Source organism: Fibrella forsythiae (genome assembly GCF_017353175.1).
GTDB classification, from domain to species: Bacteria; Bacteroidota; Bacteroidia; order Cytophagales; family Spirosomataceae; genus Fibrella; species Fibrella forsythiae.
In genome coordinates this window covers 26,157-40,533 of sequence record NZ_JAFMYW010000019.1, presented here as the reverse complement: position 1 = coordinate 40,533, position 14,377 = coordinate 26,157, and the positions used below count along the sequence as shown (strand labels likewise).

The 14,377-nt window shown below is 54.0% G+C and carries 22 protein-coding genes; 4 read left to right on the top strand and 18 right to left on the bottom strand.

Annotation, left to right across the window (positions count from 1 at the left end; genetic code table 11):
• The coding region (locus J2I46_RS31300; RefSeq protein WP_207333054.1) for a hypothetical protein at positions 1-198 on the top strand (198 nt) is incomplete at its 5' end.
• Between the two features lie 1,077 nt (positions 199-1,275).
• Here the strand turns inward: J2I46_RS31300 and J2I46_RS31295 are convergent.
• The 4 genes from J2I46_RS31295 to J2I46_RS31280 form a co-directional block, all read right to left on the bottom strand.
• Positions 1,276-2,145 carry an alpha/beta fold hydrolase gene (locus J2I46_RS31295; RefSeq protein ID WP_207333053.1) on the bottom strand — a complete coding sequence of 290 codons (870 nt, stop codon included), beginning with the start codon at positions 2,143-2,145 and terminating at the stop codon, positions 1,276-1,278.
• Between the two features lie 55 nt (positions 2,146-2,200).
• Positions 2,201-2,659 (bottom strand): SMI1/KNR4 family protein, encoded by a 459-nt coding sequence (locus J2I46_RS31290; protein ID WP_207333052.1) that lies wholly within the window; start codon positions 2,657-2,659, stop codon positions 2,201-2,203.
• Positions 2,660-2,760: 101 nt separating this feature from the next.
• Entirely contained in the window at positions 2,761-3,516 is a 756-nt protein-coding gene (locus J2I46_RS31285; protein WP_207333051.1) for a hypothetical protein, read from the bottom strand.
• Positions 3,517-3,538: 22 nt separating this feature from the next.
• The gene (locus tag J2I46_RS31280; protein ID WP_207333050.1) at positions 3,539-4,843 is read right to left on the bottom strand and encodes a S41 family peptidase; all 1,305 of its coding nucleotides are present in this window, start codon (positions 4,841-4,843) and stop codon (positions 3,539-3,541) included.
• A gap of 375 nt (positions 4,844-5,218) precedes the next feature.
• Between J2I46_RS31280 and J2I46_RS31275 the strand changes: the two genes are divergently transcribed.
• Positions 5,219-5,563, top strand: coding sequence for a hypothetical protein (locus J2I46_RS31275; RefSeq protein WP_207333049.1), 345 nt, complete (start codon positions 5,219-5,221; stop codon positions 5,561-5,563).
• Between the two features lie 143 nt (positions 5,564-5,706).
• Here J2I46_RS31275 and J2I46_RS31270 read toward each other — a convergent pair whose 3' ends face one another.
• Positions 5,707-6,426 (bottom strand): DUF3784 domain-containing protein, encoded by a 720-nt coding sequence (locus tag J2I46_RS31270; RefSeq protein WP_207333048.1) that lies wholly within the window; start codon positions 6,424-6,426, stop codon positions 5,707-5,709.
• A 210-nt stretch (positions 6,427-6,636) separates the two neighbouring features.
• Between J2I46_RS31270 and J2I46_RS31265 the strand changes: the two genes are divergently transcribed.
• On the top strand, positions 6,637-7,119 hold the full coding sequence (locus tag J2I46_RS31265; protein WP_207333047.1) for a DUF2306 domain-containing protein: 483 nt from the start codon (positions 6,637-6,639) through the stop codon (positions 7,117-7,119).
• 67 nt (positions 7,120-7,186) lie between these two features.
• Here the strand turns inward: J2I46_RS31265 and J2I46_RS31260 are convergent, their stop codons facing one another.
• The 13 genes from J2I46_RS31260 to J2I46_RS31200 form a co-directional block, all read right to left on the bottom strand.
• A complete protein-coding gene (locus tag J2I46_RS31260; protein ID WP_207333046.1) occupies positions 7,187-7,549 on the bottom strand; it encodes a hypothetical protein in 363 nt (120 codons plus the stop codon).
• A gap of 286 nt (positions 7,550-7,835) precedes the next feature.
• Positions 7,836-8,306: a response regulator gene (locus tag J2I46_RS31255; RefSeq protein ID WP_207333045.1), complete on the bottom strand. Its 471-nt coding sequence runs from the start codon at positions 8,304-8,306 to the stop codon at positions 7,836-7,838.
• Between the two features lie 238 nt (positions 8,307-8,544).
• Positions 8,545-9,006 (bottom strand): hypothetical protein, encoded by a 462-nt coding sequence (locus J2I46_RS31250; protein ID WP_207333044.1) that lies wholly within the window; start codon positions 9,004-9,006, stop codon positions 8,545-8,547.
• A gap of 157 nt (positions 9,007-9,163) precedes the next feature.
• On the bottom strand, positions 9,164-9,439 hold the full coding sequence (locus tag J2I46_RS31245; RefSeq protein WP_207333043.1) for a hypothetical protein: 276 nt from the start codon (positions 9,437-9,439) through the stop codon (positions 9,164-9,166).
• A 129-nt stretch (positions 9,440-9,568) separates the two neighbouring features.
• Entirely contained in the window at positions 9,569-9,925 is a 357-nt protein-coding gene (locus tag J2I46_RS31240) for a LytTR family DNA-binding domain-containing protein (RefSeq protein WP_207333042.1), read from the bottom strand.
• On the bottom strand, positions 9,922-10,161 hold the full coding sequence (locus J2I46_RS31235; RefSeq protein WP_207333041.1) for a hypothetical protein: 240 nt from the start codon (positions 10,159-10,161) through the stop codon (positions 9,922-9,924). Before J2I46_RS31235 ends, J2I46_RS31240 begins: the two co-directional genes overlap by 4 nt.
• A gap of 6 nt (positions 10,162-10,167) precedes the next feature.
• A complete protein-coding gene (locus J2I46_RS31230) occupies positions 10,168-10,884 on the bottom strand; it encodes a hypothetical protein (RefSeq protein WP_207333040.1) in 717 nt (238 codons plus the stop codon).
• A gap of 466 nt (positions 10,885-11,350) precedes the next feature.
• Positions 11,351-11,779, bottom strand: coding sequence for a hypothetical protein (locus J2I46_RS31225; RefSeq protein ID WP_207333039.1), 429 nt, complete (start codon positions 11,777-11,779; stop codon positions 11,351-11,353).
• Positions 11,780-11,782: 3 nt separating this feature from the next.
• Positions 11,783-12,115, bottom strand: a complete 333-nt coding sequence (locus J2I46_RS31220; protein WP_207333038.1) for a hypothetical protein — start codon at positions 12,113-12,115, stop codon at positions 11,783-11,785.
• Positions 12,116-12,211: 96 nt separating this feature from the next.
• Positions 12,212-12,529: a hypothetical protein gene (locus J2I46_RS31215; protein WP_207333037.1), complete on the bottom strand. Its 318-nt coding sequence runs from the start codon at positions 12,527-12,529 to the stop codon at positions 12,212-12,214.
• Positions 12,522-12,743, bottom strand: coding sequence for a hypothetical protein (locus tag J2I46_RS31210; RefSeq protein ID WP_207333036.1), 222 nt, complete (start codon positions 12,741-12,743; stop codon positions 12,522-12,524). The genes J2I46_RS31215 and J2I46_RS31210 overlap by 8 nt, the downstream gene beginning before the upstream one ends.
• A gap of 94 nt (positions 12,744-12,837) precedes the next feature.
• A complete protein-coding gene (locus tag J2I46_RS31205; protein ID WP_207333035.1) occupies positions 12,838-13,155 on the bottom strand; it encodes a hypothetical protein in 318 nt (105 codons plus the stop codon).
• A gap of 4 nt (positions 13,156-13,159) precedes the next feature.
• Positions 13,160-13,399 (bottom strand): hypothetical protein, encoded by a 240-nt coding sequence (locus J2I46_RS31200; RefSeq protein ID WP_207333034.1) that lies wholly within the window; start codon positions 13,397-13,399, stop codon positions 13,160-13,162.
• A 121-nt stretch (positions 13,400-13,520) separates the two neighbouring features.
• Between J2I46_RS31200 and J2I46_RS31195 the strand changes: the two genes are divergently transcribed.
• Positions 13,521-14,273 (top strand): XRE family transcriptional regulator, encoded by a 753-nt coding sequence (locus J2I46_RS31195; protein WP_207333033.1) that lies wholly within the window; start codon positions 13,521-13,523, stop codon positions 14,271-14,273.
• Positions 14,274-14,377 lie beyond the last annotated feature (104 nt).

The window sequence follows — 14,377 nt, the reverse complement described above, 5'->3', positions numbered from 1 at the left end:
AGAAAAGTTGGAAGATCCACTGCTGACCTGGCTTTTGTGGGAAATATACTGGCTCAGCAGGGCGTAAAACCGGCGGTAAAACAGGCTAAAAACGCCTTATTTAGCCCGATTTTTGGCCCTTCACTATCAGCGGGAAAGGCGGCCCTGTACGGGCAACAACCAGCCAATTGTAGTAACCGCGTTTCGAACCAGGGGTGACATCAAAGGGGATCGACAGGCCTGGCGATAGCTGATTTTACAACGATACAACCAACGTCGTACGGTTGTAAAACTAAGGTTTATGCACTTAATCGCTTAAGCGGCTACTGACGTTATAGCTTGTCAGTCAACGCTTTTAACCATAACTTCACTTGTATAACAGCTTTATTACAACTCATAGGTCGTTTAATGGGTCTCACCATAAATCTTCAATATGATGACACGACTTACTTCTTTCTTAGCTGTCATTTGTTCGATTACTACTCTTTTGGGTTGTGATCCAACAATCGAATCACAGTGTCAATCTGTTTCGGAGAGTGTCTATGTTAACGAACAACATCCTTCTAACATAGAACCTTTCAACTCTGACTCGCTACGGGTATTTACATTTGAGCTTGACTTCAAAGACACCGTATCTGTATCAGTTGCTAACAAGACCTTGGCAAAAGGCTACATGGTTACAAAATCAAGCGGTCTAGCTGGGCAATTAAAAGTAAAGGCACAATCGAATGAGGAAATAGTCATTAACACATCTAATGGCTGCGCTCATTTTAAATTGCGAGATGGATACAAATATCTATATGTTAACAGCTTAGAAGGTAAGAATTGGACTATACAGTACTCTAACTTCGGACGGGGATATTTTTGAAAATCTTTCTTTATTCCCTTTACATAATCGTAGGTATAAAACGCCTCTTGAAAGAATACCGGTAGTGACATGGTATATCACTACTGGTATTCTTGTGTTTTACCCGCTTTTATAAAGTGTGCGCGAGGTATTTACGTTGACACGCAACCTCTTTTCAACTTAGTCCGTATTGCCTCTATGGACGAATTGACTGACGCACATATCGACAACATATTCAGATTACTTGTTAAAGAGAGGGTTTGCTTATTTATATTAGAAGACTGGTACGATATGAAAGTACGGCTAGATATTTATTATTCTGAATTAACTGAAGAAGAATGATTGTCTTCATAACCATCAAAAGTACAGAATCCAGATGCTCATCAAGAAGTGATAAGGATTGCACCTTCTAAAGGAGCGTCTGATAACTATTGTTATGTTAAGAGATTTTAATTAGAGTTTGTGATCCTTTTAATGAATACTTTACATTGATTAAAAAAATTTTCGGGGTTACTGAACCAAGGATCATGGCAGGCACCGATTATAGTATACAGCTCTGCTTGAGGAAGTAACTTTGCATACTGCTCCCCCCAATCCTCAATTTCGCAATGTTCAGTGCCATTAAAAAGAAGTACGGGAAGCATGATTTTTTTTAAGCTGTCACTTAACGGAGCAGTAACAAAGCTCTTTCTCGTTTCAGTTTGAGGGTATCCTGTATAGATTTCAGCCTCTTTATTAATGGAGATTAGCGTGTCAATAAGCTGGCCATTTTTGGCTTTGTATTGGACAAGCTTTTGCTCACGCAGGCGAATCTTGTTGGAAACTAATCTGGATGGCAATATATCTCTTTGATAAATAGAGTAGGCGTAAGGGGTCATGGCTTCACCTTCCCAGCGATATGTTCCACTTAAAATTAGCCCTTTGACATCTTCTGGATGTATATAGGCATAAATCATAGCTAATGTACTTCCCCAAGAGGAGCCTGCTAAATAGACTTTTTTGTCCTGGCCAAGTATTTTTATAACTCGTTTTAAATCTTTCACGTGTTCCTGCCAAATATAGGTATCGGCTTTAGCACTTTTACCACATCCTCTTTGATCATAATAAATGACTTTAGCTACTTTGCTTAATGCATCGAATTCGGGCCTTAAATAAGCGTGTTGTGCGGCTGGACCTCCATGTAGGACAATGACTGTTTCTTTCTCTTTACCAACTTGCCAATAAGCTAACTCAGGATTACCTGCTACAAAGCCATCTTGGCCATAGCTAAGGAAAGCGTTAGCCAAACAAGCAAGGATAGTAAACAAGAACTTCTTCATGGCCGTAAAACCTGTTGTATAAGTGCAGTTATGTTTGCCTATGACACTCTTTATACTACATGTAGGCTCTTTGCAGAAGACACTCAATAAAGTTCGAAGAAGGCATTTCTTCTATATCCTCTACTTCATCAATAAAAACCAGTTCATCTTTTATGACAACCCCCTCTCGAACGAAGCAATATATCCCTCCCGTCTGGTCGTCTGAAAAGGGGAGAAATTTAGCTGATAAGGAATAACCATAAGATACGATTTCATCTAGTTTATCGAAAATAAACCATTCTCCAGTTCTGTCTAGTGAGTACACCATTGTATAGCCAAAATATCCCCCTCCAAACTTTTTACAAAACTCTTTATAATTTGTAGGGAAAACTACATTGTATTCCTTTTCAATTTCTTCGATTTGAAGGTTTGTAACTGGCGCATCACGGTTATCTTCTAAAAATTCTGTGTCTGTGAATACGCTTAATTTAGAGGACTTTTCTGAATGTAACAGAAGGAAATCTTCGAATGACATTTGTTCTATAATTAGCTTTATGTTAGACTTCGTTGATGGATTAGCAATGAGCCCCATCATGGATTCCGGCAATCTATACTGCCTCTGTCGCTTGAGCTGCCCTACAGCTGGTTGTAATACTCGAAAAGGGCCTTCAGGTCCGTCCGGGATTTGAGATCCGGCTGCTGCTGCTTCAGATAAGCCTCGATCTCCTTTTGCCTGGTCGCCATCAGGGCAAGCAGCGCCTTTCTGCCAGGTGAGAAGGGCCGTACCTGCCCCTTCTCAGCCACGTACCAGGCCTGCTTGTGCAGCAGCTCATCCTGAGCGGACCCCGTGCCCATGGCCACGTTATAGTTGGCCTTGATGCGGTAGAGATACGGGTAGTAAAGCAGCGTCAAGGAACCTACCGCTACCTGCTCGAAGAAACCCGTCAGGGGGCTGGGAAGGGGCGCGTAGTCGCGGGTGTTGACGTACAGGCCGGTCTGAGCGTCCGTAAACCGGATCGAGCGAACGCTGGCTGCTTTGGCCAGCCGAATGTTCTGGGCACTGGCCTTGACTTCGGTGTCGTAGGTCGACAGATCAAGCCGTATCAGCACCTGGGCCAGCGAATCAACGCTGGTAACTGGGCTAAGGGGCCGGTAAAAGCGGATCGTGCCCCGCTGCCAGGTACTGTCTAAGTAGGGAGTGCCAATCACGCTGCCCCTGGGGGTGCCATGGCCGACAATCAGCGTGGGCAGGCTCAGCCCAGTGGGCAGGGCACGTTCCTGGGTGTGCTGGGTAACCGTGCCGGATTGGGCCTGGGCTGGCAGGCTACCCGCGCTGATCAGCAGGAGGACAAGCCATTGAATCAGCATGCGCGTGTGGACTGGTGTGATCATGGAGTAGTAGGATAAGCTTAGCTCATTGCCGGTACATCGTCACAGCTTCTTGAGCGTGGATAATCTTCAGTAGCTGATCGATCCAGCTGGAGTCGGGGCGAAGCACCAGCTGGGGCTCCACCCCGTAATCCTCGTAGCGCAGCAGTCTGGCCCCGTTATCCATGTCCGTGGGGTAGATCTCCAGCTGGCCACTGGGCAATTTCTGCATCCGGCCGTAGTTGCTGCCGTAGCCCAGCATGCCCCGGGTCGTCTGCCCCGCTGTCCGCACGCCCCGGCGGCCCGCCAGCTTCAGGGTAAGAATCTCCGCCTGGCTGAGCGTGCCATTATTGAGCAGCACATACAGCTGATGGCCCTGCCGGGCGTACCGCCTTAGGAGCTTGACGTATTTTCTGGCCTCCTTATCGGACCCGCCTTCGTTATCGCGCAGATCCACAATCAGATTGGGAGCCCTGAGCACCTGACGCACCGAATCATAAAAAGCCCGGGACCTGCGGGCGTTGGCCTGCTGAAAGCTGCGGATCAACAGGTACTGCACCTTCTGGTCCAGGTCACGGAAGGCAAACTTAGGCCCCCGCCGGGGCAGGGTAACGTAAGGGGGCTGGCCGGGCTCTTTGGCGTAGACCCCCTCGTAGGAAGAGCCGTAAAAGCTGGAGTTAACCAGCGAGTGATTGACGTAGCGCTCCACGGGCTGAAGCATCAGGATCTTAAAGAGCGGGTGGCCGTAGATAGCCTTGTAGCGGCCGGGCGCATGGGCGTACAAACGCAGGGCGATCTGGCCTGGCTGCCAGAGCCTGGTCTTTGACTCCAGGACCACGCCGGTGTACTCCCCGGGGCCACTGCCGAAAACACCAACCGAATAGAGCTCCCCGTAGTGGTAGATGCCCGCCAGGGAATCCAGGGGCTTTCCCCTTAGCTTGCCCCTTAGCGAATCCAGGTTGATGACGTAGCGCGGGTAGGCCTTAAACTCGCGGGTGGTCGTAAAACTATCGATGCGGGCCTGAGTGCTGAACTGTTTGAAGTCGGTGGTCTGGTGGAAGCCCAGGTGGTTATCCCTGAGGGGGAACACAAGCCGCGCCAGGTTGGTAAAGTAGCGCAGGCTACGGGGATCGCTGACCGTATCCAGGGCCAACTGCCGGTAGAGGGCCTGGTAGGCCCGCTCTTTGTCGCCCCGGATCTGGGCTTTGTAGGAGCGGGTTTGTTGCAGCACCGTTTTCAGGGCGGCCAGATCAGCCAGGTACTGGCTGGTCTGGGCCGGGCAGAGGGTGGCAAGCAGCAGGCAACTGAGCATCAAAACGGCCCGTGCTTGGTAAGCGGGTGATGGAGGCATAGGGTAAGCGGGTGGCAAAGGCCCCAATATAAACGAGGCGGGGAAATTTTCGGGCGTATAAGGTCCCATTGATGCGCGGAGTATTCCCCGCGCAGATAGCCCAACGAATAGCGTAAACTGCCCAAAACTAGCGCAAATACCCAATTTCGGACGAATGAGTACGCCCAGGGGACCTTACCTGGTGTTAGCGGTGGAAATCATAAGGCTGAACGCTGGAGTTCTGGCCCCCACCCAGTAGTGGTTATCAGAACTGTAATGGTCGAAGAGAGACCTTGCGCCTGCCAGCTGCAAGGACAGGAAAACGAAATGTTGGCCGCCTCTTGCCAACCCATTGGCAGGAGGCGGGGTCATGGTAGTGGGTAACGAACAAAATCAATGAAATCTGTTCTCCTTTTATCGCTGGGGATACTGCTGCTTTCGGATGGCTGCAAGCAAGACCTGGCCCCGGCCTGTCCTAACGCGGGGGCGTTGGCTGGCCAGGCAACCCAGCTGCTGGGCACGGTTTATTACGACCGCGCTAGAGGAAGTTACGGCATTCAGGTGGCCACCAGCATGGACTCGGCCGATATGGGACTCACCTGTAATCTACCCGCTGAGTACCAGAAGGAACTGACCAAGGTACGCTTTAGCGGCACCTACTACGCCGACGAGCAGTCAACGGGTGGTCCGGTGGGCTATCGCTACTATTATTTGAGTATATCATCAATCGCCACGCCTTAGTCGGCGGCCTTGCGTAGGCCACCAGGACTTGCTACAAGCGGCGGACAGGTAAGGCCCAAGACGCGCCAGAGGAAGCCTATGGCAGGATAGCTGTAGCCGCTAGTTGATTAGTGACTCAGGGACACTGCTACGGGCGTACTGAGTCAGCGCCCGGCGTTGAGCCACTGCGCCAGGCGCTTGCTCAAGGCATCCATGGCCAGCTCATCGTGGTTGTAATAGATCTCGCCCCTGGCCGTCTTTAGGCGAAGGAAAGGACCGGCCCCTTTATTGACAAAAAGCCAGACTACGGCTCCGCCCTTAACCTTGAAGCGTCCCTTGGCGTAATCACCGGCCGCAAAGCCATTGACCTTGTAGGCGATGGGAGGAAGCTGCTCGACCAGCGCCTGTCCGTAGACCTGCTCTCTGGCCAGGCTCAACCCGTAGGAGCCCGTAATTTCCAGGCTTTTCTGGCCCAGTACCAGCTCACTGCTTTTGTAATCCCTGAGACTGCCCGCCAGACCCATGACCAGTAGCAGCGCCCCGCCCGCCAGATAAGTCCCTGCCCCCTGGCGGGTGGATCCCTTGTAAAATGAGGCTCCTTTAAGCAGAAAGTAGCCGTAGGCCCCCAGCGGATACAGGGTCATAAACAGGCTGGCCCAGTTGTTGTTTACCAGGCGCAGGCCCCAGACGCCCAGCAGCAGACTCAGGGCCAGCGTCAGGTGAAAGCGTTTGAAAAACCGCAGGTAGGCCTCCAGGTCCAGGGCCTGCTGCTCCTGCTCCGACAGGGTGTTGTAGCCCGAGAGCAGGTAGCGGGCGTTGGTTTTGGTGACCGTAAAGCCAATGACTCCAACGATCAGCGATAAGACAGAGGCGACAAGAAGCATCAGCAGTTAGGAAGACTACGGGCCCCTAAGCTACTAAGCGGCATTGTCAAGCCAAAGAACGCGTCTCAAATCGTCAAGGGAACAGGCCTGCATTCACGCCACTGGTTGCCCCCTTGACGCCCCCAAAAGCCGGGTTGGTCAAAAAGAGGGTGCCTGGTCCACCGGCCCGCTATAGGTTTGGGACCTGAACGCATTCAATCGCCCACGCCCATGTTTCATTCGACCACTGGCCTAATTCACCTGCTGGCTGCCCTGGTGGCCCTATTCAGCGGTAGCCTCGTGCTGCTAAGGCCCAAAGGGGGCCTCTTCCACAAGCGGGCCGGATACGCCTACCTGGCCAGTATGCTGCTGCTGAATCTGACGGCTTTGTTGATCTATCACCTGTTTGGGCGGTTTGGGCCCTTTCACTGGCTGGCCGTCCTGAGCTTGCTCTGCCTGACGGGCGGTATGGTCCCGGCCCTGCTGCGGAGCCGGATCACCCGCTGGATCTACTGGCATTACTACTTCATGAACTGGTCAGTGGTGGGTCTGTACGCCGCCTTCTGGGCGGAGACCCTCACCCGGACCCTGCCGGTGGGTCAATTCTGGCCCCTGGTGCTGCTGGCAACAATGGTGACGACAATAACGGGCTCGGTTCTGATCCGGCGTCACGCCGCCCGCCTGCTGGCCACTGGCCCGGCCACTCGCCCCTAAGGCAGGATGGCGCTGGGCCGCCGCCAAGGTAGCCCAGCGCCACGCCGGTGTACTCCCCTGGACCCGCTTAACTGGCCAGAAAATTAATGGCCTGTTTCAGGGTGCGCTCATTGCCCGTCTGGGGGTCATTGTAGGCCCGCTCGCCCACCTCGATGGTGAGCTGCTTGCCCATAAGCTGCTTGGTATCCAGCTCCTTCTCGGACTGCGCCTCAATACCCGCCTCCTTGAACAAGCTGATAATGGCGGGCATACCGGCCTGGGACTGGTAGAAGCGGTGGGATACGTAGCCCTGCTCGTTCTCAAAGCGGACGGCGAAAAAGGGAATGCCCTTGTATTCGCTTTCTCCCTCGTCAATGGCGGTAATGGTGACTGGCTGCTGACCGTCTTCCAGGAGCGCTTTGTCCTGTCCTTCTTCGACTGCGATTTTCATAGCGTATGTTTTGTTTGTATTATAAACAGGCAGGTAACCCATTTGTTTAGCCGGTTTAGCGCAGCTTGGCGGGCCTATTTTGGTTGTTATCTCCTGGTGTGCCCCAATTATATATTTTACTTGTATGAAAAAGAGTGGCAGTGCCAGTCCTTCCACGCAGCCTGAGGATAAACTGTCAACTAGGCACCAGCAGCGGTGATCGGTTGGCAGGCCAGGCCACCTCTTCCGATCTTCAGGGGACGCAGCACCCGGAGGCAATGGGACTAATAAAGCTCAATAGACCAGGTTAGTGAAAATCGCGGCGTAGCCGATCCCGCTCCCGAACGCGCAGGGCATCCCGGTAGCATAACTTAATGGCCTCGACGACCCGGTAAAAGCCGTGTGATCCCGTTGGTTTGAGCATAAACAGGTGAATGCCCCGCTGGTAGGCTTCTAACTTGAGTTGATCACTCATAGAGGCGGTCAGCATCACCACGGGCATATACGGGAGCTGGCTCATATCACCCAGGTAATCCAGCGTTTCCAGCCCGCTCAATGTAGGCATGTGCATATCCAGCAAAATGATGGTGACCGGCGCGAGCTCAGAGCTGGGGCCGACCGTGCTACGCTGCTGGGCTAGCCAGTCAATCAGCGCCTGCCCCGAGCTCAGCGGCTGGACGGTAATCTGGTCAATAGCACTGGTCAGGGCCTGAGCAACGAGTTGTTGATCCTCCTCATCATCATCGACAAGCAGGACGTGGAGTGGACTAGTAATCATGACAGACTGGGTTAGTGCTGGTATATACTAGTGTATGTACAATTAATTGTCAGAATTGTTCTATTAAAAAGACTATCTGTAATTTGTCAGATGGCCTCTCTCGGCCGCTTAAGCTACAAGTAGTCACTGGTCGGACTGGCCCCAATTGAACCCCAAGAAAAGAGGACCGCTCCAATCGGAACGATCCTCTTTGCACGACACGCAACTTGGCAACAAACGCTTACTCTAGCAGGGATAATCAGTCCAGTGCCTCCCCGGCGGCCTCGACCCGGTGACGGGTATAGTGGCGGATCGCCGCGCTCAGGGGATAGGTATCCTCATCGATGCCCCAGCGGGCCAGGGCCAGCTCGGCGGCCTCTTTGAGAAACCGGGTGGTCTCCAGTCGCAGCTCGATCTCCTCCCGCAAACGCTGACGAAACGAATTGGTCACAAACGTATTGAAGGCCACCGCCCGGGCGGGAGTGATCCCCTCAATACAACCCGTGCGCATCTGCCACTCGGGGATGTGAATGGTCAGGCTTTCGGTAAGCGCCTCATCGGCTATGGCCTGCCCATCGGCCGCCCGGCGCTCGCGCTGAAGCAGCGCGAAGAGATACGCCGAATAGGGATTGAAGGGCTTGCGCTGCTCGCGGGAGACAAACAGGGCCTCTCCTTTGGTAGAAGCCAGGATGATGCGTTTGACCAGGGGGGTGACGGGCAAAGACAGACTACGGCAAGAGGCAGAGGAGGACATAGAAACCAAAAGCGGGGCTGAATCAAGAGGACATAAAGCTAGGATCTGGCCAGGGGGGCTGACAGGTCACCACTCTCACGCTGTGATAGTACTGACCTGCCTGGCCACGCCAGGAGCAACCGGCTTAGTCCAGCTCGTAGGGCTCATCGGGGTACTCCTCGTCGTCATCCTCCTCCTCAATGGAGCGGTGGCGATCCTGATAGGTGGCCCGGATCGACTGGCAGCCCTCCAGGATAGCCTGCATGGCGGGGGTTAATTGAGGGACACTTGGTCCGGCGGCGATCAGCAGCTGACCCGTGGCGGGCTCAAAGCTGGCGGCAACAAACTCATCGTAGCCATGCTGGCGGCAGAGCGCCGAGAGGGCCTGGGTAAAGGCGGGGGTTGGGGATACTGAAGGCATAAAAAGAGGGGAGTTAGCTGAGTAAAGGGGAAATGGACAGCGGTAGCCATCACCCGCTTACGAAGCTAAATCACCGCTTTTGTTACATAGCAATAACTTGAGGATAATGCACCTGTTTTTCATAAGTACCTATAAACCAGCTACCTGCCGTGCTCGCTGAAGCTCGGCAAAAGCCCGCTTCTGGTAGTGGCGCGAGATCCAAAGCGGCTGCTGATCGCACAGGATCAGCCGGGGGTTTGGCGTTAGCTGCACGTGCTGCGGATTGATCGCTGTTGACTTAGCCACCCGGGCCATGAAAGGAAAGCGCTGGCACATCACCCGCAGGGTGTAGCCATACAGCAGGGGGCGGACCTGGCCCTGCACCCAGATGCGGGTGTAGTTATCCGCCGCCTCAAAGCGCAGGATCTGCCCCATGGGCACGGGTCTGCCCAGCCCGCGAAAATGCAGACTGGGCAGGGGCGTAGGCAAGCGCCTGGTACTAGTCATTGAAGGGGACAGGGCAGCGATAGGACAGGCAGACTAGGTAGTGACACAAGCTCACCTGGCATGGGTGGCAAGGGTGGCATTCGCCGAGTAAGCTCCCGGTTGATCAGCTGTAGCGTATGGAGGCAAATGGCCCGCCCCAGGGGGGAGCGCTCCGGGCGAGTGGCCCGCTCGTAGTGCTCCCGGCAGTCCAGCAGCGTGGCCAGAGGCAAGCCTCTGATCTCCTCGGCTAGGCTCATAGGGACTTAGCGCTGATTGAACTTATCATACAGGCCCTGGGTGGCCGCCTGGGTAGCCTGGTGTTCGCTACCCGTGGGGGGCGTCTGCAACAGGGCCGGGCCGGGCGTGGTCAGCTCGGGCTGCATGCCCAGGTGGGCATTCCACCACTTGGCCATGCAGGCCGAACCATGCTTTTCGACCATGGACCGGCAAAACACCTTGAGCTCCTCCTGATTGGCGAAGGTGTACTTGGAGTGGTCCAGCTCGGGAAACCAGACTTTCTTTCTGGCATTGGTGGAGCGCTCCTGGGGCAGACGGCCCGTGGCGTTGAGCAGCGTGTAAAGACTATTGAGGTGCTCCAGCAGGGGGTCGGTGTGGCGCACCCAGCTCAGGGCCTTGTAGTTGGTCCTATACAGAATCAGAATGCAGACCTGATCCTGTTTTGGCACCTGCATCAGCTTGCCGGTGGGTAGTTCCTTCAGGTTCTCATAGACGCGGATCTCATCACTCTTCTGAAGATAGGGCGAGAGGGGATTGGTGATCTTGCGCATCAGCAGCTCGGCTTTGTTGGTGAGCTCAAAGCCCTGGCCCTTGGAGTAGCCCTCGATTAGGGAGACCCTATTGTGGCCGTCCTGGGTCAGATCGATCTCCCAGCGAAAGGAGCTGGCCTGGGGGTCGGATTTGAATTTAACGGGGGAAAAAGCGCGGGGCTGGGGGCGATTGGAAGCGTTTGAAGCGGTCATAAGGCGTTTGTGTTGCGTTGTTGTGGCCGGACGAGGCCGGGGTTAGACACTTTTTTTTGGCGTTTTTTTGGGTGGTTAACAGGTTAACCAAGGAGTAACGGGGAGTAATCAATAGAATAACTTCTGTCACATTCGTGTCAGGACAACAGGACTCCTAACCGAATAACTGCGGTTTGTTGGCTGAAAAAAACCGGTTCTGCGACCGGGGCATAGAGGAGTTGGTCAAGCGCTAGAGGGGTAAATCTCAGGCGATATAGCGGGTGTAAGCCAGGCAGCTGCTTGCAATCAGCGGGGGGCTTGGGGGAGCATATGGTCCTCTAGCAGGACGGCGGGGGACGAGAGGCGCGGGCAGTAGTCATATGGTCAGGTTTGAAAAGGGCTTAGGAGGTCAGGGGGGCAATGATCGGGGCGAGAGCGGGGGAGGAACAGGTCAGCACTGAATATTGTGAAAGCGGCCAGGCCGCGCTCAGGCTACCAGCTCGCGGGGTACGTTTCGCACGCAGGCCAGGTGGCACAGCACCAGGGCGGGCTCGGTGCCCTCCAGGATGGGCACGCCGCGCAGCTGCTCCTGGACGATCTCGTAGGTGATCAGGGCGTGGGAGATGGTCACCCAGGCCTCGTGCGTTAGCACCACCATGCCGTACTCCTGGGGGACTAATCGCTCCACGACTAGCAGCAATCGCTCGGGCACGTAGGTGGGCTGGCGGTCCAGCCAGCGGAGCATGTCCTGATCGATCAGGCGGCGCACGGTGGCCAGCGCTTGGGGGCAGACAAAGTGGGTCTGCCAGCGCTGGGCACTGTCGATCACCGTGGGGACAATGGGGGAGGCCAGGGGGCCGGGGGCGGCGATGTGCCGCTGCACAAAGCTTTTTAAGAGGGAGTGGAAGGTAGCCATCAGTCAGAGGCGGTTAGTAATCAGCAGAAAGTCGATCACTTCATTCTGGGCCAGCAGCTTATGGAAGCGCACGGACACCAGCATCAGGGGCGGGGCCTGATCCGTAGGGGGCCAGGCGTGGACGTAGCCCAGGTACTGCTCCATGTCGGCATCGTACTGAATTCGGCCCAGCAGCTGGGTAGTGGGCTTATCAAAGCCGTCCAGCTGGGGCTCACTGGCTAGTCTGCGCAGCTCGCAGGTGTGCTCGCCCAGGTGCAGCCAGTGTAAAGACTCACTAGCCACGGCTTGGAGGTTGGGGTCCACCGCCTCCACATAAGGGCAGGGGGGACTAGTCATGAAAGTGCTTGTCTAAGGGGTTGGTAAACGCTCCTTTTAGGGCGGGTATGACCAGCGAGGCGACCACTAGCCCGATGACGGTCAGGGCGAGCGTGCTCATAGCGAGGGCAGGGGGATCTTGGCCAGCCATAACACTTGTTCGTAGTGATCGATCAGCGCGTTTAAGGGCACCGAGAGCAAATGCGCCTCGGGCTCTTCGCAGTTGACCACCAGGCTTTCTACCGGGTCAAGGCTGATTTCCACGGTGCTATAGGGCCGGATCAACAGGGCCATGTTCTTGCCCTGCTGCCAGTGCAGGCGCTGGGCGTAGAGATCGCGCAACCGGCGCAGCACCAGTTGCATGTCGGGATCGTGCGGCCCGGCGGCTGGAATGGGCCGGTTAGCCGCACTGGGCTTGGTCTGGGGGCTAGGCATGGGAGTTGAGCTTGATGAAGGTGAGCTGGTCCCGCATGAGCAAATCATACAGCGTGGCGCTGGTGGCCGAGCCCGACAGGCGCTCTCGTAGGCGCACTTTGGCGAGTTGCTGGTAAGCCCTGATCTGGGTGAAGCGGCTAGGGGGACCGCTGAGGCCATTGGCTGGGGCGGGGCTGGCGTTTTGGCCGCTCCTGACTACATTTGTGTGATTCATCTGTGCGAATCGGTTTACTGCCCTAATCCTGTGTACGAGACAGGATCAGGGCTTTTTTATGAGAAATAAGTAGGCTTGACTAGAAGGCCAGGACTTAGGCCGCAAGGGCCGAATGCTGAACAGCCACGCGCTGAATTAGCAATTGCATACGCTCGCTCAGATTAGCTATTTGCTGTCCGGTGAGCATATCCAGATACCAGCTAAGAGCCACGCTACACAGGGCGTTGAGTGCGGGATTGGTCAAGTTTGCTTCCAGCAGGGCAATAGCGTCCAGTACGTGCTCTTTTATGGCCTCATCAGGTAGGGGCACAGCAGCTTGGGTCGAAACGACCGGCACAGTAAGATTAGCAGAATCCAGCGCCGGGGCTATCGGATAGGCTACCGGAGTAGCCGTGTTCAGTGCGGTTTGCATAGGATCAGGCCGGATTGATCTGTGGTTTGTAGGCCTCCATCCATTCGCATTCTGCCTCGGTGGCTACGTAGCCTCGCTGGCCCGTGCGCTTAGAGCGAAAACTATCATCGGTCACCCCGTGATACTGGCAGAAATCCCGGCGGGCCAACGCCCGTAGATTGGGCGATACCCGCTTGTAGGCCTTATTCAACCGTTGGCTAAAGCCCGCATCGGTTGGCTGCTCAACTACTTGTGTGGTGTCCATCTCGCGTTACATTTGTGCTGTTACTATGCTACAAATATTGCGAGAAGTCGCAAATCTCGCAAGTTTTTCAAGCTCTATTTTGCGATAAGTCGCAAAATAGTTTGCAATTACTTGACTATCAATGACTATTGACAAGTTCGCAGTTGAGAGATTATATAAGGAAAAAGGGTTTAATCAGGACACTTTTGCGGCAGCTATAGGTATTAGCCCCAGAAAACTCTCAGGGATTCTTTCCACAAGTGCGATAAAGAAGGTGGCAGACTTGCAAGCGATAGCTAAAGTGCTAGATGTTCAACCTGAAGCTTTGTTACCTAGAGAGCCAAAATTCACAGATGCTGTACGCATCGATATGACCACTAAAGGTGAAGTCCATAAAAGCTGGGCTGGTAGTGAGTTTCAGGATCTGCCAGACGGACAGATCCTAATGACCATTCCTCTGGTGGATCAGTTTGCTTACGCGGGCTACCTCTCAGGCTATAATGATGCTGAGTTTCTTCAGGAGCTACCAAAGCACTCCTTTATCGTTGCCAAGCGGCACACAGGAAAGTACCGCGCTTTTGAAGTAAGGGGCGATAGTATGGACAATGACCGGCGCGACGCGATCTGCGCTGGGGACATCGTAGTAGGCCGCGCTATTGAGAAAACCCTATGGAAGAGTAAGTTTCACCTGCACCGCTTTGAGGACTACGTTATAGTACACCAGGATGGTATCCTAACTAAGCGTATCTCAAATCATAATGTGGAAGAAGGTGTTATTACGTGCGTTTCCACAAATCCAGATAAGGGGTCATATCCTGATTTCGATCTCCGCTTATCAGAAGTATACGAGATATATAATATCGTGTCGGTGACGCAGAAGCGGGGGAGAAGATAAATCAATTACGATTAAAACCACATATGAAACTAGCCAATAGTATGATGATCTATTAGATAATCACAAACTATCGAATTGATTAGCTAGCCATCACATTTTGACTG